The following is a 20,297-nucleotide window of genomic DNA, read 5'->3' on the forward strand; positions in this document are numbered from 1 at the left end:
CGCGCGAAGCGCTTCGACCTACATGGCCACGCGTAGCGTCCGTGCAGCGACCATATCGTCGATCGCGCCATCATCGTAGCCCAGTTCGCGCAGCACCTCGCGCGAGTGCTCCCCGACGCGCGGGGCCGGTCCGCCGATGGCAGCCTGGTTGACCTCGAAGCGGGCCGCGGGTTTGGGCTGGCGCACACGACCGACCTTCGGTTGGTCGAACTCCGCGATGATTCCTCGCGCCACGACCTGCTCATTGTGGATGATCTCGCCGCGCCGCAGGATCGGCGCGCAAGGGACATCCGCAGCGTCCAACCGCTCCAGCCATTCGGCGGTCGTGTGCCGGCCGATATACTCCGCCATCTTGTTGATGCGCGCCGTGGCGTTCACCGAACGCGCGGACGGGGTCGCAAACCGGGCATCGTTGGCGAGCTCGGGATCGCCGGACGCGCGGCAGAAGCCCTGCCATTCGGAATCTGAGATGGTGCCGGCCGTGATGTAACCATCGCTGGTCTTGAACACGAGATCCGGGCGGTCGTTGGGATCGGCGGCAGCGGCCTCGGCTCCGACCACCGTGTACTGCATCATGCCTTCCGGCCAGAGGTAGGAAATCATCGCGTCCAGCATCGCGACCTGGATATGATCCCCCTGCCCCGTCTTCTCACGCGCGTAGAGCGCCGCCGCCACCGCCTGCGCGGTGAACACGGCGGTGGTCTTGTCGCACACGATGGTGCGGATCATCTGCGGGCGATTGGTGACCGGCTGCGACTGGATATCGGCAAAGCCCGACAGGCCCTGAATGATTGGATCGTAGACGCGCTTCTTCACATAGGGCCCGGTGTCGCCGACGCCGCTGATCGAGACATAGATCAAGCGCGGATGACGCTGGCGCAGTTCTTCGACGCCGAGGCCGAGGCGCTCCATGGTGCCGGGCCGGAAGTTCTGCACCAGAACATCGGCCTGCGCGACCAGCTTGGCCAGCACCTCGTGCCCGGCGGGGCTCTTGACGTCGATCGAGAGCGAACGCTTGCCGCGGTTGGACGAGATGAACAGCGCGGAGAACTCGCCGTCCTTGTCGATGGTGGCCCGGCTGCGACGGGTGATATCGCCACCGATCGGCTCGATCTTGAGCACGTCGGCGCCCTGGTCCGCCAGAAACATGGTCGCAAACGGGCCCGACACCACGCCGGTCAGATCGAGGACACGAACGCCGCTAAGCGGACCAGCCATTTCACTCTCCTGGATTGTTTTCCTGCCGACGGGCTGAGGATAAACTCCGGCTTACCGTCAGCCCTTCGCCTCAACCCGCACGGACCGCAAGTCGGTAACTAGCCGGTCTTGGAAACGGGCTGCCGGGTCTGTTCGACGATCGATTCCTCGACGTCCCGGAGTTGATCCTTGCCGAAAAACATCTCCTTACCGACGAAGAATGTCGGCGAGCCGAAGGCACCGCGGGCGACCGCGTCATTGGTCAGGTCAATCAGCTTCTTTTTGACGTCATCCTGCTGCGCGCGCGTAACCAGCCTGTCGATGTCGATCCCCGAGGAGGCAAATGCGGTCCGGAACACTTCGGGATCATCCATCTTCTTGGGCTCCTCCCACATGTGATGATAGGCGGCGCGGAAATAGGGTTCGAATACGCCTTCGAACTGGGCCGCGACGGCGCCGCGCATCAGCATCAAAGTGTTGACTGGAAAGAAGGTATTCTGACGAAATTTCGTGATGTTGTGGCGGCGGATAAACCGCTGGGTCTCGAGCGCCTGGTATTCCGGCTTGTTCTTGATCCCGCGAAGCGAGTCGAACGGGGACATGTTGCCGGTCGCCTTGTAGATCCCGCCGAGCAGGACCGGGACGTACTCGAATTTTACCCCGGTCCGCCGCTCGATCCCGGGGATGGCGACCTCCGCCAGATACGCGTTTGGGCTGCCGAAATCGAACTGGAATTCAACCTTGAGGGTCATGACCGCTTCTCCCGCAGAGCGTATTGGATGGTCAGGGACCGGCGATCCAATCGCATGGCTTGCCTGTTCTCACTTCTACAGTTCTAAAAACGAACTGTCAAATTCGGCTAGATTTATGCTGGTTTGACCGTTTCATCGGGTATTGTTTGGAATTCAGTACCTATCTAGAATGCAAGGCAAACATGGCGGCCTCGGCAGCGATTCGAGCGGGTCTCGCTGGGATGACTGGAGAATACGGATGAAGTGGAAAGAACTGGAGGAAGAGCCGTGTTCGATGGCCCGGACCATCGGCGTGATCGGTGACCGCTGGACCCTTCTGATCCTGCGCGAATGTTTTTTGCGCACGCGGCGCTTCGAAGGATTCCAGTCGGCGCTCGGAATTACACGTCATCTCCTCGCCGAACGGCTGAAGAAGCTGGTCCGGCAGGGCATTCTGCGCCGCATTCCCTACCAGGAGGCGCCAAAGCGGCACGAATATATCCTGACCCAGAAGGGTCTCGATCTTTATCCGATCATGATGGCGCTCGTGCATTGGGGCGACACTCACATGGTCGACGAGCGCGGCCGGCCGCTGCTGCACCAGCACCGCAAGTGCGGAAAGGACTTCGACCCGGTCATGGTGTGCTCTGAATGCGGCGAGCCGCTCTCGGCCAAAGAGGTTCATACCCATCCAGGCCCCGGCGCCCAAAGCCCGCTGACGACAGCCGCACCTGACAAGCCGAAGGCAAAGGCGCGCCGCAGCGCCGCTTGAGCCGGCCACCGGCGTCAGGCACTGAATCAGACTCGAATCACGGCTGCGTCGGGTTCGTTGCAGTGGAGACGGTCCGCTTGTTCAGCCCGGTGCTTGAGCACAGCACGTTGATTGACATAGGCCTTGTCGGTGATTTCTCCCGCGGCCAATGAGGGCGGATCCTTCAGCAGGGTGAACGTGCAGATTTTTTCGCTGCTTCCGACGGCCTCATTGTATTCCTGCAAACGATGTCTCAGGAATTCGAGCACCTTGGGGTCGCAGGTCAAATCCGCAGCCGGCGCGTTCGAAATCCGCGCCGCCTCGGTTGGATTCAGCCAGCATAGCAGCGCGCAGGCATCACGGTTTTCTCCGGCAACGACAATGTCCAGTAGGACGCCGCGCGTTGCGGCCAGGATGGCGGCACGCATATTGCCGATCGCAACCCAGGTGCCGTTCGCGAGCTTGAAGTTCTCCGAAATTCTGCCGGTGAAACGCAGACCGAACTCCGGCTTCTCGGGATCGATAAACGACACGGTGTCGCCGATGCGGTAGAACCCCTCCTCGTCGAAAGCCTTCTCCGTCAGATCGGCTCTGCCGAGATAACCGGGGGTGACGTTGGGGCCCTTGACCCTGGCCTCGTACGTGTCGGAAACAGGGATCAGTTTCAGCTGCACGCCCGGCGCGGGAAGGCCAATCTCGCCCGGCCGATCCGTTGCCCAATGCGTCGTGCTGATTGTCGGCGCCGTTTCGGTCGTCCCGTACCCCGACATCACCGGAATCCGCCGGCCCGTGACCGATGAAGTCAGCCGATAGAGTTTTTCGAGCGTTCCTTGCGAAATGGCAGCCCCCGCGTAGCTCAATCGATCCAGCCGTTTGCAGATGCTGGCGCCGAGGGCGAAGTCGTTCTCGATGGCATCGCACAACAGGTTATAGCCGGCGGGAACGTTGAACATCGCCGTCGGCGAGATCTCCTTGAGGTTCGCCACCGATTTGTGAAAGAGCTGAGGCAGCGGCCGACCGTCATCGATGTAGAGCGTCCCGCCGTTCCTGAGAATGCCGTGAAGAATGACGTTGCTGCCCATCGTATGGTGCCACGGCAGCCATTCGACCTGAACCGGCGCCTCCGGAGGCGACACCAGCAGGCTCCCCATTTGCAGCGAGCTCGCCATCATGCGATGCGTGTTCAGCACGCCCTTTGGCAGGCCGGTCGAACCGGAGGTGAAGAGAATTTTTGCAACGGCGTCGCTGGGAATTGCACCCGACGCACGCGTGAATCCTTCACGGTCCGTTCGATCCGTCAGGACCCGGAAGGGCGTCGTCTCCGGCGCGCCATCGACGCTGATCCAGGTCGAGTCTGCCAATTCGGGAATGGAACGGGCCGCGGAAAAGTCGCGTCCACTCTGAACGAAAACGAAGTTCGGACGCAGCACCTGCGCGATGTCCTTGAGGCGCGCAAGGCCGCCGGGCATCAGCGTGTAGTTCGGCGATATAGGCGCCAGAATGACACCTATCGACATCGCCGCAAAGGAGATCACCGCGTTCTCGATGGAGTTGCCCGAAAGCACTGCCAGCCTGTCAGCCGGCTTTGCGCCCATGTCGATCAAGCTCTGGCCGACCGCCTGCACCTGCGACCATGCCTCGCTATAGGTGATCTCGTCCCATCCCCCTTTGGGATTGCGTTGCGCGAGGAATATTCTGTCCGGAGCCGCGTTTGCCCAGCGCGGCAGAAAATCGGTGACGCGCCAGTCGCATGGCCCCAATTCGAGCGGCGACCTCAATATGAGCGTGCCGTCGGTGCGGCGCTCGACAGAGAGCTCCCGTGGCGCAAACGTCAATGGCTTCGCCGACATCGAAAACGATCTCCTGAATTACCGCGGATGGATAGAACGGGCGGGCTGCGCCAAGCGTCACTCCGACCTGGCGTCCAAGACGTCTCCGAACGCTTGCCACGTCGTGCCGGTCCAGCGCTGCAGCCGCATCTGCGTCCAGATCATGTTCTCGGTCTCGCTCGTGTTGACCTTGATCCCGGGCAGCACAGTCGGAACGACGACGTCTTTCAGGTTCTTCGCCTGCGCCAGAATATTCTTCCGCGACAGATCATCACCGCATTGCTTGAGGATCCGCTCGAGCAGGACGCCTTGCTGATAACCGGTCAGATAGCTGCCGTTGGTGATATCGGCGCCCATCAGATACTTTTCGAAAAACGCCCGGTAGGCCTGCATACCCCGGTCGTCTTTCCATGTCTCGTCCAGGACGTCCTTGTTGGTGGTCCCGACCATCACGCCGACCGATTTGTCGAGGCCGGCCGGTGCGAGCGTGCCTCCGACCGATCCGGACGGGAAATTGATGATTACGGTCGCCTTCCAGCCAATCACCGAAGCTTGCCGGATGGCCTGCGCCGCAAACTTCGGCGTCCCGGCGATCACCAAGGCCTCGGCACCCGAGCTCTTCAGATTGGTAATCTGTGAGTCAATCGTCGGTTCAGTGACCTCGTAGGAAGCACTGACGACCTTGCGGTCGAAATCCTTGCCGAGAAACGCCTTGAAGGCAGCGACGTAATCTTTGCCAAGATCGTCGTTCTGATAGAGGATGGCATACTTGGCGTTCGGTAGCGTTCTCGTCAGGTATTTGGCGTAGATTTTTCCTTCGGTGTCGTAGCTGACAAGACCCGTGGTGATCAGCGGGTAATTGGCGACGTCCGTGAACTTGGACGAGCCGCTGACGATGGCGACACTCGGTACCCCTTTGGCCCTCAGGTATTTTGCAGTGGCCGAGATGCCGGGCGTGCCGAGCTGGCCGAACATGAACGACACTACGTCGCTTTCGACCAGCTTGCGGACGTGCTCCACCGCTTTGGGAGGACTATATCCGTCGTCATAGGCGATGTAGTTGATCTTGCGTCCTTTGACGCCGCCGCGGTCGTTCAACGCCTGAACGTAGGCCATGAGCCCCTTGCCCACGAGACCGATCGATGATGCCGGTCCGCTGAAGGGAAAAACCCCGCCAATCTTGATTTCGGTAGCAGAGATTCCCGGCTCGTCGGCGGCGAATGCGGGACCACTCAGGAATAGAGCCAGAGCCGCGACGATCTTCCATCTCACCAGCATTGCGTCCTCCCAAACTTGCACCCCTTCTCGAGTGTGCGGCTTTGTTTTGTTGCGCCGGTGGCGGCTCGTCGCGCCCTTTGCGAAGAGGCATCGCGCAGAACAGGTCCAGCCGCAAATCCGGCACGTCGCGGCCGTTGCGTTCGGCCATCTCGTGCGCAGCCTACAGTTCTTTTTTTGAACTCGTCAAGCGATTAGATGCTCACGTGCCGTGACTTGGACGACAGGCCCCGTCCTCGTACTTGGAAATAACTTGGTCTAAATCCTGCGTATAAGGCCGCGTTTTCGGCTGTTCTAGGACAGGATCGCTGGCGCATTTCCATGCTGCTGCACACATTCTTTTTTTGAACTATAAGGCCGCCGCGAGACCACGCAGTGCCTGGCTTATCTAGCCAGGCACCCACGGCGCAGCAGGGATAGATTTCGCCGAGCCCTACTCGGCGGCGATTGCTGTTCGCAATTCTGCATCCTTCGCCGAACGCTCATAGGGGGCTGGCTTGATGCGAAACCAGGCCACATAAAGCGCAGGAAGGAACAGCAGGATCAGGACCTTGCCAACTGCCGTGCCGCCAATCAGCGTATAAGCCGTCGATCCCCAGAACACGGAATGCGTCAGAGGAATGAAGGCCAGCACGGCGGCAAGTGCGGTCAGGATCACCGGCCTGGTGCGTTGCACGGTGGCTTCGATGACGGCGTGATAGTCATCGAGGCCGGCAGCACGATTCTCCTTGATCTGTTCGGTCAGGATCAGGGTATTGCGCATCAGGATGCCTGCCAGTCCGATCAGGCCAAGAATGGCGTTGAACCCGAACGCAGGATGATGAAGACAGGGTAACGGCCCGTTCGCGAACGGCGATCGCGGAAAGATTAAGGTTCATCTGCTAACTTACAATTGGCTGGGCGGCAGCTTCCTTGAGGCCAGCTGCCGCTTGGGCGGCAAGCCCGCGCGCGGCTTCCTGTGAATCTTGAAATTCCTCGAGGGCATGGACTCTGCCCCACCGCAGGGTGAACACGTGGAGACCGCGGTTGACGTACGAGCCGTCGCCATCGAGCAGCGTTGCGGTGCCGTCCCATTCGACAAACACGGTGGTGTTCCAGGGCCAGCCCTTCACCCAGACGTTGTTGACCCTGATATGGAGCGTGGGCAGGACGCGTCCGAGCCGCTCGAACCAGCGGCGCAGGGCCGCTTTGTCGTGGCGCTCCCCGCCCAACGCGTGATGGCCGGAAACACGGTGATGGATGTGCGGCGCGACCGCCTTCACCGCTTCATCCCAGCGATGGTTGTTGACATGGTCGAAGGTCTTTCGGATTTCCTGCTCGACGATGTAGCTGTACATGTGCTTCTCCAGCGGCTGGGGCGGAACGATTGAGACTCTTCAGTTGCTCCGGCTTTCAGCGGCGGTCCTGACACGAGCGCCCTCCTGCAGGAGGTGAGCGCCGAGCGAAACAATTGGATCACCAGAATTCAAGCCGGAGATCACGGCGGTTTCGTCGGTCACCCGAACAAGCTTGATCGGCCGAAAGCGTACGGTTGAGGTGGCGCTGTCGAGGATCCAAACTCCGGTCTTGCGGCCATCATCGAGCACTGCTCGGAGCGGCACCTGAACTTGCGGCTCGCTCGTTTGGCTCGGTAGCCGAATGGTCACCGTCGCGCCAAGTGGTGCGGCCGCGGCTTCACCGTCCAGGACATACCGGGCTTCATAGGTTCGGGTCTGGGCATCGGCGGCGTCGGACAATTGCCGCAAACGCGCCGTATAGCGCCACCCTTCGGCTGCTCCGTACACGCTGGCCTCGGCCACGGAGTCGATTGCCGGCCGGATCGTTTCAGGGAGCGCGACCACCGCCTCGCGAGGACCGGCCTTGGCAATCCGAACAACCGTCTGGCCGGCCGAAACGACCTGCCCGGGCTCGCCAAGCGTTTCGACCACCGTTCCGTCCGCGTCCGCGACCAGGATCGAGTACGTCGCCTCGTTCTCGGCAACCCGTGCATCGGCTTCAGCGCTCGCAAGCTGCGCCTCGGCCGTATCCAGCGCGGCCTTGGCTTGCTCGTAGCGCTGTCGGGAAGCCCAGCCGTTGCTCACCAACTTGGCGTATCGCGGTTCGTCCGCTTCGGTCTGCACGACGGACGCGCGCGCGGCAGCAACGGCGTTGCGCTTCGCCGTGACCGCAAGACGAAGGTCGGTTTCGTCGATCCGCATCAGCGGCTGACCGGCTTTGACCTGCTCACCGGTATTCACAAGCCGCTCCACGATCTTGCCGGGAACGCGAAAACCGAGGCTGCTCTGCACCCGCGCCCCGATCCGGTCACCCGCGCCCGCGGCCGCGATCCTGACGATCGGGGCTTCTTGCCTCGGATCGCTCACGGCCGAGGCCGCCGGCGCGCGAAGCGTAACGAATGCGGCCACCGCGCATCCCGCGATCAGGGCGCTCCCCAGCACGATCATCTGTCGCTTTTTCATAACGTGGCCTCATGCCAGATAGATTGCGTTCGAGCTCTATACCGGATAATAGATGTCGAACGCAATCTAAAATGGGGAGACCAATGATGCGAGTGAGTCGCATTCAGGCTGAGGAAAACCGGCAAAACGTCATCAATGTCGCAAGCCGCCTGTTTCGGTCGCGGGGATTTGACGGCATCGGCCTCAAGGACCTGATGGAAGCTGCCGGGCTGACCCAAGGCGCATTCTACAAGCAGTTTGAGTCAAAGGAGGACCTGGCCGCGCAGGCGTCGACGCGCGCGCTGGAGAGCGCCACGCTGCGATGGTCGACCGCCATCGCCGCGGCCCCTGAGGATCCCCTCGGGGCGGTGATGGGGTTCTATCTCAGCACGGATCATCGCGACGAAAAGATGGACGGTTGCCCGATCGTGGCGCTCGGCTCGGATGTGGCCAGACAGAGCAGCGAGGTGAAAGCGTCGTTCGAAGGCGGGATCAAAGCGCATATCGAAATCCTCAGCCGCCTGATTGCCGAAACGAGCGACGAGGAATCCAGGAGCAAAGCCATGGCCATTCTTTCGACGATGGTCGGAGCGTTGACACTCTCACGCGTCGTCAACGATCCCGATCTCGCTCAGGCCTTTCTGGAAACGGCGTCGCGACAGATTCGCGACACTGTCGCCGCTTGAAGATCGGTGCTTGATAACTCACAGGGAGAACGCAAATGCGCAAAGCAGGGATACACAATTTTCCGGCGATCGACCGTGTCGTTTACGGCAAAGCTGCGTCTGAGGCCTTGAACGATGAAGCGGTGCGGCTGGATGCCAAGCGCGTCTTCCTGATCGTCAGCCGCACCTTGAATACCAAGACCGACGAGATCGAGAAGATCCGGCGTGCGCTCGGCGAAAGACATGTCGCGACCTTCGATGGAATTGCAGAGCACACCACGCGCAAGCAAGCTGCCGAGGTTGCCCGTCAAGCCAAAGACGCCGGAGCCGACCTGGTGGTCGCCGTCGGGGGAGGCTCGGCGATCGATCTCGCCAAGATCGTCATCATGGCGATGGAACATGACATCCGTGACGAAGCGGGTTTCGATCCATTTCCCATGGGCCCGGGCGTCACCGTCTCTCCGTTCCGATCGCCAAAGGTTCGACAGATCGCGGTGCCATCCACGCTGAACGGCGGCGAATACAATGCAGCAGCGCTCGTCACCGATGAACGCAGCAGGCTGAAGCAGATCTTCTTCCATTCTCTGATGATGCCGGTGGCGATCATTCTCGACCCTGCCCTTACCGTCCATACGCCCTCGAAGCTCTGGATGGGATCGGGAACGCGCTCGATGGACCACGGCATCGAAGCATTGTGCTCACCCGCCGGCACGCCGCTTAGCGACGAGGTGGTCCTGGCCGGCATCCGCACGCTTCGGGAGGGAATGCAACGGACCTTGCAGCAACCCGATGATCTGGAGGCGCGTCGACTGTCTCAATATGGCGCGTGGCTCGCCGCTTTCGGCCTCCAGGCGCGGGTCCCGATGGGAGCCAGTCACGGCATCGGCCACGTGCTTGGCGGGACCTTCGGCGTACCACACTATTATTGCACACCGGTCATCATGCCGAGCCTACTTCGCTACAACAAGGCGTTCACAGAGGATGCGCAAACGCGCTTAGCAGCGGCTCTTGGCGAGCCGGGCATGGAAGCGGCAGCCGCCTTCGCAGAATTCACCAGGAGACTTGGACTACCCGGTCGCCTTGCCGACGTCGGGATCGGCGAAGACAATTTCGAGCAGATCAGCAAGATTGCGATCAATCATCGCTTCGTGCAGGCCAATCCGCGGCCTTTTAAAAGCGAAGCCGACATCGTCGATCTGTTGCGAATGGCCGCCTAGCCAAATCCGAATGAACTGATACTTGCCCAAATTGACGTGCGGGAGAATCCAGCCATGACATCAGCTCCGCGCCCACGCCGGCAAGTAGGGCCGGCGACGCGCCGGCAACCGTCTATCAACTGTTCATGCAGGAGAGCGCGGATGCTGCCCGCTGGCATGAACATCCACGGTGGAGAAAGCCGTAAAGACAAGGAGGCGATCCCTTGCTCAACCTGTCACATGACTTCGACGCAAGTAAACGAACCGGCTCCCGCTCCGCCCCGCGCCGGCATCGACTGGCAACTCGCTCCCGTTGACTTCATCCGGTTCGGAAAAAGCGGCGCCGAGATCTGCGCGCAAATGAAGGATCCCAAGCGCAATGGCGGCCGCGATGCCGCCGGGCTGGTCGAACATCTGCGCCATGACGCTTCGTTGAACGGCTTCATTCCGCACGGCTGAGCGCCCGGCACAGGTCGGACGACGCCACCAGGCAGCTTCGAGAATCGTGTCAAGGACGTCGCCTTATGGGGGACGGCCTGACAACCTTGTCCGAATTGATTAGATTCGTTTTGCCGCATGCGAAGGCTGGATACGAACATATGACCGGCATGATCTGTGGACTTGAGACGGCCGTCGCGCCGCGCGCACGGGCGCCATAGCTGAGCAGCAACGCGTTGAGTCCGATCAGATCAGGCTCGACCTGCCGCGGCTGAGAATGTCGCCTGCGCCTTTGTCGCCGACGATCCTGCCGTGTTCGTACACCACCCGGCCACGGGCGATCGTCGTTACCGGCCATCCGGTGACGTCGAACCCTTCCCATGGCGTGTAGTCCGAACCGTGATGCAGATCGGCCTGCCGAATAGGCTTCTTCAATTTGGGATCCCAGAGCACGATATCCGCATCGAAGCCGACGCCGATCGAGCCCTTGCGCGGATAGAGGCCGTAGATGCGCGCATGGTTGGTCGCGGTCAGCTCGACGAATTTTTGCAGGCTGATCCGTCCCTTCGACACGCCTTCGGAGAACAGAATCGGCAGCCGGGTCTCGACACCTGGAATGCCGTTCGGCACCCAGCGGAACGAGGTGCGGCCGTTCGGCGTCAGCTTGCCCCTGGGATCGTCGTAACGGAACGGGCAGTGATCGGACGAGAAAGTCTGGAACACGCCCGTGGTGATGCCTTCCCAGATCGCCTGCTGGCTTTCCGCGTCGCGCGGCGGCGGCGAGCAGACATATTTCGCGCCTGACATGTCCATGTTCAGACCCTTCATGTCGTCAGCCGTCAGCGTAATGTATTGCGGGCAGGTCTCGGCATGAACAGGCAATCCGCGCTGCTGAGCCCAGCGCACCTGCTCCATCGCCTCGCGCCCGGAGACGTGCACGATCATGATGGGAACGCCGATCACCTCGGCATGACTGATGGCGCGATGCGTGGCTTCGCGCTCGACCGCCTGTGGCCGCGACACGCCGTGATAATAGGGCGCGATATGGCCCTCGCGTTCCAGCTTGGAGGTCAGGAAACGGATGGCGTCGTAACCCTCGCAATGGACCATCACCAGCGCCTCCTCGCGGCGCGCGACCTCGAAGACCTCGAGCAGCTGCTTGTCACTGAGCACGAGGTCGTCATAGGTCATGAACACCTTGAACGAGGTGTAGCCGTCCTTGACCAGGGCCGGCAGCTCCTGCCCGAGCACGACCGCGGTCGGATCGGAGATGATGAGATGGAACGCCGTGTCGATATAGCACTCGCCTTCGGCAAGCTTGCGGTAGTTCTCGACGCAGGTCCGCAGCGACGTGCCCTTCTGCTGCAGCGCGAACGGCAGCACCATGGTGTTGCCGCCGGCGGCTGCCGAACGGGTCGCTGAGGCGAAGTCGTCGGCCATCACCACGTCGGGGCCGGAGGCCTGCGAGATGTGGACATGGCTGTCGATCCCGCCCGGCAGGGCCAGCAGCCCGGTCGCGTCGATCTCGCGCGCTGCGCCTTCGAGATGATCAGCAATGCTGACGATGCGGCCGTCGCGAATGCCGATATCGGCGCGGAACTCGTCGCTGGCCGTCACGATGGTGCCGCCGCGAATAGCAAGATCGAGCTGCGTCACAGGAGTCTCCATCACTTGATGACCGTCGATGTCTGGAAGATCCGCCCCCAGTCGGCAAGAGCCCCGGCATCGCCGCCGGCGAGCTCCAGGGTTCGCCACAGCGTGACCGCTACCGAATCGACCACCGCGACATTCAATTCCCGTTCGAGCGAAGCCGCCAGCGCGGCGCCGTCGAGGTTGGTGCAGAGGATGACGACAGCATCGGCGCCGTCAGCCGCCACAGCGCGGATCATGCCAGCAATCGTCGCAGGCGCGACCTCGCCGAAAGAGAAATTGTCGCGCAGTCCGAGGTGCCGCTCCGCGTGCGGGGCGATCCCCTCCTCGGCCCAGACGTGACCGATCCGCCGCTGCACGTCGTCGGTATAGGGCGAGACCAGGCCGACACGTTTGGCGCCGAGCGCGCGAGCGGCATCGATGCAGGCGAGCGTGGAGGTCGTCGCCGGCACGCCGGTGCGCACCGTGATTGCCTCGCAAAGGCTCCGGTCTCTGCCGATGCCGAGCCAGCTTGCGGACGTACCGTTCCAGGCGATGGCATCGACCTTCGCATCGGCCAGCAGGTCCGCCGCAGGCAGCATCACCGAGGCGTCGAACTGGTTCAGCGCGGCGGCGTCGAGTGCGATCTCGGTGACGCGGAAACGCGAGAAATGCGCGGTGACATCGGCCACGCCGGCGAGCATCGCACTGGTGACGGGCTCCAGCACCGAATTGGAGGACGGCGTGATCATGCCGAGGCGTTTGCGCACAATTGACATCGATCGCAGTCGCTCCGTTGCGGCGAAAGCGCTCCTCCGCTTCCTCAAAAGGATCATCCGCGTCCGCATCGGTCCACGCAACCCGCAATCTGCATGCTGCATACAATTTATTCGATATGCACGTGTTTTGAGCCACATACGTCTTCTATTTGGGCACCTCACGTGAAGGAAATTAGCTACGATCGCACGTCAGCAGGAAGGCCGGCGTGCCGCAAAAATCCGAACCCAACCCGGGCCGAAAGTCGCCCAAACTCAAACGGATGGGCCTGCATGAGCGCGCCGCCGCGCGGATGCGGACGATGATCATTCGCGGCGAGCTGCCGCCGGGATCGCAGACCCAGGAAACCAGGCTGTCGAAGGAGCTGGGCGTATCGCGCACTCCGCTGCGCGAGGCGATGAAAGTGCTCGCGGCCGAGGGATTGATTGAGCTCCGCCCCAACCGCAGCCCGCGCATCGCCGACCTCGCCGTCGACGGCATCTCGGAATTGTTCGAGGCGCTGGCCGGCATCGAGCGGCTGGCCGCCGAGCTCGCCGCCGAGCGCGCCACCGAGCGCGATCTCGCCCGCCTGCGCACGCTTCAGACCCGCATGGAAGGTCATCATCGCAACGGCAAGCTCGACGAGTACTTCGCCATCAACGGCGAGATCCACGACACCATCGTCCGCATGGCGCGCAACACGCCGCTGCGCGAGGCGCACGTGACGCTAATCTCCCGCGCCGAGCGCGCGCGTTACCTCGCGCTCGGCGCCGACCGGCGCTGGAGCAATTCGGTCGACGAGCACGCCGGCGTCCTTGCCGCGCTCGAGGCGCGCGATAGCGAAACCGCAGGACGCCTGCTCGGCGCCCATGTTCGGCGCACCGGCACGGCGCTGCTCGAAGTCATCGCGGCCTCTCAAGCCAAGCAGACGGCGGCGCAATCATGAAGCTGCTGCTGCTCAACCCGAACACCAGCACCGCAGTCACCCAGTTGATGACGGATGTCGGGCAGCGCGCGGCTGCGCCCGGGACCGAGCTGATCCCCTGCACCGCGACCCGCGGCGTGCCCTATATCTCGACACGCACCGAGGCACAGATCGGCGGTGCCATTGCGCTGGAGATGCTGGCCGGGCAGCATCGCAAGGTCGACGCCGCGATCATCGCCGCCTTCGGCGACCCCGGCCTGTTCGCCGCGCGCGAAACCTTCGACATTCCCGTGGTCGGCATGGCGGAAGCGGCGATGCTGACCGCCTGCATGGCCGGACGGCGTTTCGCCATCGTCACCTTCGCCCAGGCGCTCGGCCCCTGGTACGAGGAATGCGTCCGCGCCCACGGGCTGTGGGAGCGCTGCGCCGGCATCCGCATGCTCGATACGCCGTTCCAGGCGATCTCCGAGGTCGGCACCGAGAAGGAGGATGTGCTGGTCGATCTCGCCAGGCGCGCGATCGTGGAGGACGACGCGGACGTCTTGATTTTTGCAGGTGCGCCGCTCTCGGGCCTCGCCGAGCGCGTGGCCGACCGGATCCCCGTCCCAGTCGTCGATCAAGTCATCGCGTCGGTGAAGCAGGCCGAGGCCCTGGTCGCGCTTCGCCTGCGCAAGGCAACCGCAGGCACGTACCGCCGGCCCGCCGCCAAACCCACCCTTGGTCTTGCCGATGCGCTCGCCGCCCGGCTCGAGCATCGCGATAACTAGGGGAGCTGCGGCCAGCGATGCGAAAAACCAAGCTTGTTCTCAATCGTACGGCCGAAGGCAAACAGGCGGGATTCGCATCCCGGCGGTGCAATGATCTGGATACCGAACGGCAGCTCGTTCTCCGCTCGGGGGGCCGGCAGGGTCAGCACCGGGAAACCGACCAGCGACACGATGAAGGTGACGGCGAGATAATCGATCGGCGTCTCCAGCGCCGCGCCATCGATCGTGGTGACGTCGCTGATCTCATTCGGCCAGGGCAAAACGGACGCCGCCGGCGCTACCAGGAAATCGGCGCGGCTGAACAGCTCGCGAAAGCTGCGATAGATCGCGGTGCGGCGACGCTCGGCATTGAGATAGTCCTCCGCGGAGAGCTTTGCGCCCGCCTCGATATTCCAGATCACGGTGGGCGTCAGCTCGGCGCGGCGCGACTTCAGCAGCTCGCCATAGCCGTTGGCGATGTGCGCGGCGCGCAGCGTCCGAAATGCCTCGATCGCACCGCCGCAATCGGGCGCGGACGGCACCACATCGGCCACGGCTCCGAGCGCCTCGCAGGCCGCGGCGAAACGTGCACGGACATCGCGCGCGACGGCCGCGATCCCGAAATCGGGCGTCGCTGCGATCCGGGGACGCACTGCAACCGGCCGATCCTCATTGACGACACCGATCGAGAGTGGGTCGTGCACATCGCCTCCCCCACAGATCGACAGCGCAAGCTCGAGATCGTCGACGCCGCGGGCGAGAAAACCGTGGGTGGCGAGCATGTCCCAGCCGAGGGGGCGATGCGGCGCCGGGATGCGACCGGGCGTCGGCCGGATCGAGGCGACGTCGCAAAAACTTGCGGGCGTGCGCACGGAGCCACCGAAATCGGTGCCATGGGCCAACGGCACCATGCCGGCCGCGACCGCAACCGCGGAGCCACCGGAAGATCCACCCGAAGTCAGTACCGGATCGAACGGATTGCGCGTCGGCCCGCACAATTTGTTGGTACAGACCGCGCCGAAGCCGAATTCGGGTGTGTTGGTCTTTCCCAGAATGATCGCGCCAGCGCGCCGCAATCGCGCGACCACGAGATCGTCTTCGGCCGGAATATGATCGCGGAACAGAGCCGATCCGTACGTGGTCGCAACCCCCGCAGTGTCGGTGAGGTCCTTGATCCCTATGGGCACCCCATGCAGCGGGCCGACCCGCGTTGGCGCGGCGTCGCAGATATCAGCGGCACGGCGGGCCCCCTCCGCATCGACAGTCACGAAGGCCGCCAATTGGCTATCAAGACTCGCGATCCGCGCCAGATGCGCCTCGACCGCGTCGCGCGAGGAGAGTTCGCCCTTCGCGAGGGCGCGTGCGAGGGCCGTGGCAGTGAGGTCGCAAACCGATCGATCCGACGTCATCACCCCACCATGCCAAACCTCGCGGCGAAAAGCGACCGGTGCGGGCATGAGACTTGCTTTCTACTCCGGGGCAACGGGAGGCAACACCATGGCTGAAGCGCAAGGCGGCCGATCGCTCGTGGTCGACGCCGTCACCCACCGCTATCCGAGCGGCGCGCTCGCGGTCGAGAACATCAATCTCAACATCAAAGGGGGCGAGATCATCGCCCTGCTCGGCCCCTCCGGCTGCGGCAAGACTACCCTGCTGCGCATCATCGCCGGCTTCATCGCGCAGACGCAGGGGCGGATCATCATCGGCGACGACATCGTCGACGCGCTACCGCCGAACCGCCGCGCGGTCGGCATCGTGTTCCAGAACTACGCACTATTCCCCCATCTCAGCATCAGCGAGAACGTCGCTTATGGGCTTGCCGCGCGCGGGATCGACAAGGCGACCCGCCAGCGCGAAGCACAGCGCTTGCTGGATCTGGTGCAGCTGCCGACCATGTCGGAACGGTTGCCACGGCAGCTCTCCGGCGGCCAGCAGCAGCGCGTCGCGCTGGCCCGCGCGCTCGCGATCAAGCCGTCAATCCTGTTGCTCGACGAGCCCTTTGCCGCGCTCGACAAGAATCTGCGGCTCGACATGCAGATCGAGGTCAAGCGGCTCCAGCGCGTCTCCGGCATCACCACGCTGATCGTGACCCACGACCAGGAAGAAGCGCTGTCGATGGCCGACCGCGTCGCCGTCCTGAGCCACGGCAAGCTCGAGCAGTTCGGGTCGCCGTCGGACGTCTACGACCGGCCGCAGACCCTGTTCGTCAACACGTTCGTCGGCGCCAGCAACCGCATGCCCGGCGTGGTCGTCTCGGCAGACCGCACGGCCGCAAAAGTCCGCCTCGATGCCGGCGCGGAAATCATTGCGCGTCCCGCCGGCGGCGCTCTCACCGAGGGCGGCCGCGTCACCGTGTGCATACGCCCCGAGCATCTGCAATTCGTTGGCGACGAGACCGGCTTTGCCGGCGTGGTCGGCATGTCGCTGCCGTTAGGAGCCACCGTCGTCCACGAGGTCACCACCGCGGACGGCTCCGGCGTCAAGATCTCCCAGGCGCGCATCGGCGAGACGCGCACCCTGGAGAGCGGCGCCGCGGTGCGCCTCGCGCCGCTCGCCCCGTCGCTCGCAAACGCTTTTCCTGCAACGCTTTGAATTCAGTTTTTGTCCAGAGGGAGTTCGACCATGATCATGAACCGCCGAAGCCTGATGACGACCGCACTCACACTCGGCGCCATGAAGGCGTTTCCCGGACTGAGCTACGCCCAGGCCCGCCCGCTGGTGTTTGCGACCTTCACCGGAAGCTGGGAGGAGGCGCACAAGGCCGTGCTGGTGCCGGCCTTTCGCAAGGCGAACGCCGATGCCGCGATGGTGCTCGACCCCATGCTCTCGGTCGACCAGATCGCCAAGGTGAACGCCGCCAAGGCCAATCCGCCGATTGACGTCATGCTGCACGATCCCGGCCCGGCCCTGGTCGCAATCGGCCAGGATCTGGTCGAGCCATACCCCGTCGAGAAGAGCGCCTATTACAAGGACCTGATCGCCGAGGCCCAGGAGCCGATGGGCCCTGCCCCCTTCTTTCAGGTCGTCGGCCTCACCTACAATCCGGAAGCCGTCAAGACGCCGCCGACCTCCTGGGCCGATCTGTGGAAGCCCGAGTTCAAGGGCCGCGTTGGCATCACCAACCTTAACTCGACGCTCGGCACCGGCTGGCTGGTCGAGATCGCCAAGATGCGCGGCGGTTCGGAAGCCAATGTCGATCCCGGCTTCAAGGCGATCGAGGAGCTGAAGCCCAACCTCGCCGCGGTCGCCGCCAATCCCGGCGCGCTCGCCACCCTGTTCCAGCAGGGCCAGATCGATATCTCGCCCGGCAATTTCAACGCCATCCAGATCCTGAAAGCGCGCGGCGTGCCGGTCGAGTTCGTGGCCCCGAAGGAAGGTGCCATCGCCTTCAAGACCACGATCCACATCGTCAAGAACTCGCCCAACCGCGAGCTCGCCTTCAAGCTGATCGAGGCGTCGTTGACCCCGGAAGTGCAGACCACGCTGATGAACCCGCCCTACCTGATCGTGCCGACCAATTCCAAGGTGGCGATGGGCGGCGAGATCGCGCGCGTGCTCGCCAAGGACACGGCCGAGCTGAAGCAGAAATTCGTGTTCCAGGACTGGAAGAAGATCAACGAGCAGCGCTCGGCCTGGATCGAGCGTTTCAACCGCGAGATCAAGATCTAGAGCTTCAAGGACTCATGATGGGCACAGCACCGGCATCACGAGACGTCACGTCCTACGGGATGGGATTGGCAGCGCCGCTGGCGCTGTTCTTCCTAGTGTTCTTAGTGGCGCCGCTGCTGCAATTACTGTGGCTCTCGTTGCACAACGACACGGCCGCGCTCCATTGGGGACTCGGCCAGTATCTGCACTTCCTCACCGATCCCTTCAGCCTCAGCGTGCTCGGCTCGACGCTGCTGCTTGGGGCCGAGGTGACGGCCGTCTGCCTCGTGCTCGGCTTTCCCATCGCCTGGCTTTACCAGCGGGTCGGGCCGCGGCTTCAGACCATCATCATCCTGATCGTGCTGCTGCCGCTTTTGACCAGCGTCGTGGTCCGTACCTTCGCCTGGATCGTCATCCTGGGCCGCCAGGGCATCATCAACGCGACGCTGCAATCGCTCGGCATCATCGAGACGCCCCTGAAACTGCTCTACACCCAGTTCGGCGTCGTCCTCGCGCTGGCGCAGGTGCAGATGCCGCTGATGACGCTGCCGCTGATCACCGCGCTCGGCCGGATCGATTCCAATCTCGACGACGCCTCCTGCTCGCTCGGCGCTGGAAGCTGGCGCACGTTCTTCCGGATCGTGCTGCCGCTGTCGCTGCCCGGCGTGATCGCCGGCTGCACGCTGACCTATGCCGCCGCGATCACGGCCTTCATCACCCAGTCGCTGATCGGCGGCGGACAGATGCTGTTCATGCCGATGTATCTTTACCAGCAGGCTTCGACCCTGCAGAACTGGCCGTTTGCCTCCGCAATCTCGATCATCTTTTTGCTCGCGGTGCTCGCGGTCGTCTCCGTCTTCACCACGCTCGGCCGCCTGTCGCGCGGCTATGGAGGTGCGTGATGAGCGGGCGCAAGCGCACCCTGGAGGCGTTCAGTTTCGAGCTGGTCATGAGCCTGATCGCCGCGATTGCGCTGATCATCATCATCGCGCCGTCGCTGGTGGTGCTGATCGTCTCGTTCACCAGCGGCTTCTCGCTGCGTTTTCCGCCGCCGGGCTATTCGCTGCGCTGGTACGCCGAATTGTGGAACGCCTGGCAGCTGCACTTCGCAGCCAAGAACAGCCTCATCGTGGCACTGTGGGCGACGGGCCTGTCCGTGGTGCTCGGCGTTGCCGCCGCGCTCGCGATCTCGCGCTCACCGACGCTGTCGGCGCGGCTGCTCGATTCCCTCTTCATGTCGCCGCTGGTTCTGCCGGCGCTGGCCTTTGGCCTTGCCGCGTTGATGCTGTTCTCGCTGGTCGGCCTGCCGGTGTCGCCGTTGACGCTGGTAATCGGCCACACCGTGGTCTGCGTGCCCTATGTCGTGCGCAATACGATTGCGGCGCTTGCCCAGCTGGAGCCGACCCTGCTGGAGAGCTCGGCCGTGCTGGGCGCCGGCCGCATCTACACGTTCCGGCGCATCGTGCTGCCGCTGATCCGGCCGGGCATCATCGCGGGCGCCTTCATCGCCTTCATGTCGTCCTTCGACAACGTGCCGGTGTCGCTGTTCCTGCGTGATGCCGCCACCGACATGCTGCCGATCCGGATGTGGCAGGACCTCGAGGGCAAGCTCGACGTCACCATCGCCGCGCTGTCGGGCGTGCTGATCATTGCAACCGTCGCGTTGGTCGCGATTATGGAGCGCGTCACGGGGTTATCGCGGCGGCTGACCAACTGATCAGGCGCCGCGGAACAGCGAATAGCCCCAGCGCGTGAATTTCAGCGGCAGGTGAAAATGCTCGTCAACATTCTTGATGCGAAAGCGGAACGGCGTCACCGTGAGAAACCCGTCGCGCTCGCCAAAGAACTCGCCGAGATGAAACAGGACCTCATACTCGCCCGCCGTCACGCCCGCCCCCTGCGCAACGGGATGATCGAGCACGCCGTTGACACCAAGCCGTCCGTCGGCGACGCGCAGCGAGTCCGGATCGATCCGCCAGATCTCGACGCGCAGACCCTGCGCCGGGCGTCCGCTCGCCACATCGACCGCGTGAATGGAAATGCCACCTGCCACAATGTTCCCCCCGAGAGCGC

20 protein-coding genes and 1 pseudogene are annotated in these 20,297 nt (G+C 63.3%); 10 read left to right on the forward strand and 11 right to left on the reverse strand.

Translation table 11 applies throughout. The features are described 5' to 3' along the window. Positions 1–18 precede the first annotated feature (18 nt). The gene (locus IVB36_RS32530) at positions 19–1,218 is read right to left on the reverse strand and encodes a CaiB/BaiF CoA-transferase family protein (RefSeq protein ID WP_018458770.1); all 1,200 of its coding nucleotides are present in this window, start codon (positions 1,216–1,218) and stop codon (positions 19–21) included. Positions 1,219–1,316: 98 nt separating this feature from the next. Further along, entirely contained in the window at positions 1,317–1,949 is a 633-nt protein-coding gene (locus IVB36_RS32535) for a 2-hydroxychromene-2-carboxylate isomerase (RefSeq protein ID WP_018458769.1), read from the reverse strand. A gap of 238 nt (positions 1,950–2,187) precedes the next feature. On the opposite strand from IVB36_RS32535, the gene IVB36_RS32540 reads away from it, so the two are divergent. After that, entirely contained in the window at positions 2,188–2,700 is a 513-nt protein-coding gene (locus IVB36_RS32540) for a helix-turn-helix domain-containing protein (protein ID WP_018458768.1), read from the forward strand. Between the two features lie 26 nt (positions 2,701–2,726). Here IVB36_RS32540 and IVB36_RS32545 read toward each other — a convergent pair whose 3' ends face one another. The 5 genes and pseudogenes from IVB36_RS32545 to IVB36_RS32565 form a co-directional block, all read right to left on the reverse strand. Beyond that, entirely contained in the window at positions 2,727–4,529 is a 1,803-nt protein-coding gene (locus tag IVB36_RS32545; RefSeq protein WP_018458767.1) for an AMP-binding protein, read from the reverse strand. A 57-nt stretch (positions 4,530–4,586) separates the two neighbouring features. Then, positions 4,587–5,786: an ABC transporter substrate-binding protein gene (locus IVB36_RS32550; protein WP_247394358.1), complete on the reverse strand. Its 1,200-nt coding sequence runs from the start codon at positions 5,784–5,786 to the stop codon at positions 4,587–4,589. A gap of 430 nt (positions 5,787–6,216) precedes the next feature. Continuing rightward, a pseudogene (locus tag IVB36_RS32555) lies at positions 6,217–6,594 on the reverse strand (efflux RND transporter permease subunit); the annotation flags it as partial. Positions 6,595–6,664: 70 nt separating this feature from the next. Next, positions 6,665–7,120, reverse strand: coding sequence for a nuclear transport factor 2 family protein (locus tag IVB36_RS32560; protein WP_018458764.1), 456 nt, complete (start codon positions 7,118–7,120; stop codon positions 6,665–6,667). 39 nt (positions 7,121–7,159) lie between these two features. Continuing rightward, positions 7,160–8,242, reverse strand: coding sequence for an efflux RND transporter periplasmic adaptor subunit (locus tag IVB36_RS32565; RefSeq protein WP_247394360.1), 1,083 nt, complete (start codon positions 8,240–8,242; stop codon positions 7,160–7,162). An 86-nt stretch (positions 8,243–8,328) separates the two neighbouring features. Here IVB36_RS32565 and IVB36_RS32570 point away from each other — a divergent pair, with 86 nt between their 5' ends. The 3 genes from IVB36_RS32570 (at position 8,329) to IVB36_RS32580 (ending at position 10,541) form a co-directional block, all read left to right on the forward strand. Then, positions 8,329–8,907, forward strand: coding sequence for a TetR/AcrR family transcriptional regulator (locus IVB36_RS32570; RefSeq protein ID WP_026233656.1), 579 nt, complete (start codon positions 8,329–8,331; stop codon positions 8,905–8,907). Positions 8,908–8,942: 35 nt separating this feature from the next. Continuing rightward, positions 8,943–10,103: an iron-containing alcohol dehydrogenase gene (locus IVB36_RS32575; protein ID WP_018458761.1), complete on the forward strand. Its 1,161-nt coding sequence runs from the start codon at positions 8,943–8,945 to the stop codon at positions 10,101–10,103. 141 nt (positions 10,104–10,244) lie between these two features. After that, the gene (locus IVB36_RS32580; RefSeq protein ID WP_231188681.1) at positions 10,245–10,541 is read left to right on the forward strand and encodes a hypothetical protein; all 297 of its coding nucleotides are present in this window, start codon (positions 10,245–10,247) and stop codon (positions 10,539–10,541) included. A 225-nt stretch (positions 10,542–10,766) separates the two neighbouring features. On the opposite strand, the gene hydA is transcribed toward IVB36_RS32580, so the two are convergent. Both hydA and IVB36_RS32590 read right to left on the reverse strand, forming a co-directional pair. Beyond that, the gene (hydA, locus tag IVB36_RS32585; RefSeq protein ID WP_026233655.1) at positions 10,767–12,176 is read right to left on the reverse strand and encodes a dihydropyrimidinase; all 1,410 of its coding nucleotides are present in this window, start codon (positions 12,174–12,176) and stop codon (positions 10,767–10,769) included. A gap of 11 nt (positions 12,177–12,187) precedes the next feature. Continuing rightward, positions 12,188–12,928, reverse strand: a complete 741-nt coding sequence (locus IVB36_RS32590; protein ID WP_018458758.1) for an aspartate/glutamate racemase family protein — start codon at positions 12,926–12,928, stop codon at positions 12,188–12,190. 206 nt (positions 12,929–13,134) lie between these two features. Here IVB36_RS32590 and IVB36_RS32595 point away from each other — a divergent pair, with 206 nt between their 5' ends. Together IVB36_RS32595 and IVB36_RS32600 are read left to right on the forward strand one after the other, a co-directional pair. After that, positions 13,135–13,851 (forward strand): GntR family transcriptional regulator, encoded by a 717-nt coding sequence (locus tag IVB36_RS32595; protein ID WP_018458757.1) that lies wholly within the window; start codon positions 13,135–13,137, stop codon positions 13,849–13,851. Further along, complete coding sequence (locus tag IVB36_RS32600) at positions 13,848–14,597, forward strand: aspartate/glutamate racemase family protein (protein ID WP_018458756.1); 750 nt, start codon at positions 13,848–13,850, stop codon at positions 14,595–14,597. The genes IVB36_RS32595 and IVB36_RS32600 overlap by 4 nt, the downstream gene beginning before the upstream one ends. Here IVB36_RS32600 and IVB36_RS32605 read toward each other — a convergent pair. Further along, positions 14,594–15,985: an amidase gene (locus tag IVB36_RS32605; RefSeq protein WP_085362426.1), complete on the reverse strand. Its 1,392-nt coding sequence runs from the start codon at positions 15,983–15,985 to the stop codon at positions 14,594–14,596. The two genes, IVB36_RS32600 and IVB36_RS32605, sit on opposite strands and share 4 nt — an antisense overlap. Positions 15,986–16,073: 88 nt before the next feature. Between IVB36_RS32605 and IVB36_RS32610 the strand changes: the two genes are divergently transcribed. Genes IVB36_RS32610 through IVB36_RS32625 form a run of 4 tightly spaced genes read left to right on the forward strand, consistent with a single transcriptional unit; the run spans position 16,074 to position 19,941 of the window. Further along, positions 16,074–17,168, forward strand: coding sequence for an ABC transporter ATP-binding protein (locus tag IVB36_RS32610; protein WP_018458754.1), 1,095 nt, complete (start codon positions 16,074–16,076; stop codon positions 17,166–17,168). A 30-nt stretch (positions 17,169–17,198) separates the two neighbouring features. Then, a complete protein-coding gene (locus IVB36_RS32615) occupies positions 17,199–18,245 on the forward strand; it encodes an ABC transporter substrate-binding protein (RefSeq protein ID WP_007608710.1) in 1,047 nt (348 codons plus the stop codon). Positions 18,246–18,262: 17 nt separating this feature from the next. Continuing rightward, entirely contained in the window at positions 18,263–19,126 is an 864-nt protein-coding gene (locus IVB36_RS32620) for an ABC transporter permease (protein WP_026233654.1), read from the forward strand. Next, entirely contained in the window at positions 19,126–19,941 is an 816-nt protein-coding gene (locus tag IVB36_RS32625; protein WP_018458752.1) for an ABC transporter permease, read from the forward strand. The genes IVB36_RS32620 and IVB36_RS32625 overlap by 1 nt, the downstream gene beginning before the upstream one ends. Here the strand turns inward: IVB36_RS32625 and IVB36_RS32630 are convergent, their stop codons facing one another. Beyond that, positions 19,942–20,277, reverse strand: a complete 336-nt coding sequence (locus tag IVB36_RS32630; protein ID WP_026233653.1) for a hydroxyisourate hydrolase — start codon at positions 20,275–20,277, stop codon at positions 19,942–19,944. Positions 20,278–20,297: the final 20 nt, after the last annotated feature.

This window comes from Bradyrhizobium sp. 35 (assembly GCF_023073215.1).
GTDB lineage: Bacteria > Pseudomonadota > Alphaproteobacteria > Rhizobiales > Xanthobacteraceae > Bradyrhizobium > Bradyrhizobium canariense_D.

What these genes read in the sequence shown, in the direction of transcription:
- IVB36_RS32530 (WP_018458770.1), bottom strand. Translation starts at nt 1,218, where the DNA reads ATGGCTGGTCCGCTTAGCGGCGTTCGTGTCCTCGATCTGACCGGCGTG.
- IVB36_RS32535 (WP_018458769.1), bottom strand. Translation starts at nt 1,949, where the DNA reads ATGACCCTCAAGGTTGAATTCCAGTTCGATTTCGGCAGCCCAAACGCG.
- IVB36_RS32540 (WP_018458768.1), top strand. Translation starts at nt 2,188, where the DNA reads ATGAAGTGGAAAGAACTGGAGGAAGAGCCGTGTTCGATGGCCCGGACC.
- IVB36_RS32545 (WP_018458767.1), bottom strand. Translation starts at nt 4,529, where the DNA reads ATGTCGGCGAAGCCATTGACGTTTGCGCCACGGGAGCTCTCTGTCGAG.
- IVB36_RS32550 (WP_247394358.1), bottom strand. Translation starts at nt 5,786, where the DNA reads ATGCTGGTGAGATGGAAGATCGTCGCGGCTCTGGCTCTATTCCTGAGT.
- IVB36_RS32560 (WP_018458764.1), bottom strand. Translation starts at nt 7,120, where the DNA reads ATGTACAGCTACATCGTCGAGCAGGAAATCCGAAAGACCTTCGACCAT.
- IVB36_RS32565 (WP_247394360.1), bottom strand. Translation starts at nt 8,242, where the DNA reads ATGAAAAAGCGACAGATGATCGTGCTGGGGAGCGCCCTGATCGCGGGA.
- IVB36_RS32570 (WP_026233656.1), top strand. Translation starts at nt 8,329, where the DNA reads ATGCGAGTGAGTCGCATTCAGGCTGAGGAAAACCGGCAAAACGTCATC.
- IVB36_RS32575 (WP_018458761.1), top strand. Translation starts at nt 8,943, where the DNA reads ATGCGCAAAGCAGGGATACACAATTTTCCGGCGATCGACCGTGTCGTT.
- IVB36_RS32580 (WP_231188681.1), top strand. Translation starts at nt 10,245, where the DNA reads ATGCTGCCCGCTGGCATGAACATCCACGGTGGAGAAAGCCGTAAAGAC.
- IVB36_RS32590 (WP_018458758.1), bottom strand. Translation starts at nt 12,928, where the DNA reads ATGTCAATTGTGCGCAAACGCCTCGGCATGATCACGCCGTCCTCCAAT.
- IVB36_RS32600 (WP_018458756.1), top strand. Translation starts at nt 13,848, where the DNA reads ATGAAGCTGCTGCTGCTCAACCCGAACACCAGCACCGCAGTCACCCAG.
- IVB36_RS32605 (WP_085362426.1), bottom strand. Translation starts at nt 15,985, where the DNA reads ATGACGTCGGATCGATCGGTTTGCGACCTCACTGCCACGGCCCTCGCA.
- IVB36_RS32610 (WP_018458754.1), top strand. Translation starts at nt 16,074, where the DNA reads ATGGCTGAAGCGCAAGGCGGCCGATCGCTCGTGGTCGACGCCGTCACC.
- IVB36_RS32615 (WP_007608710.1), top strand. Translation starts at nt 17,199, where the DNA reads ATGATCATGAACCGCCGAAGCCTGATGACGACCGCACTCACACTCGGC.
- IVB36_RS32620 (WP_026233654.1), top strand. Translation starts at nt 18,263, where the DNA reads ATGGGCACAGCACCGGCATCACGAGACGTCACGTCCTACGGGATGGGA.
- IVB36_RS32625 (WP_018458752.1), top strand. Translation starts at nt 19,126, where the DNA reads ATGAGCGGGCGCAAGCGCACCCTGGAGGCGTTCAGTTTCGAGCTGGTC.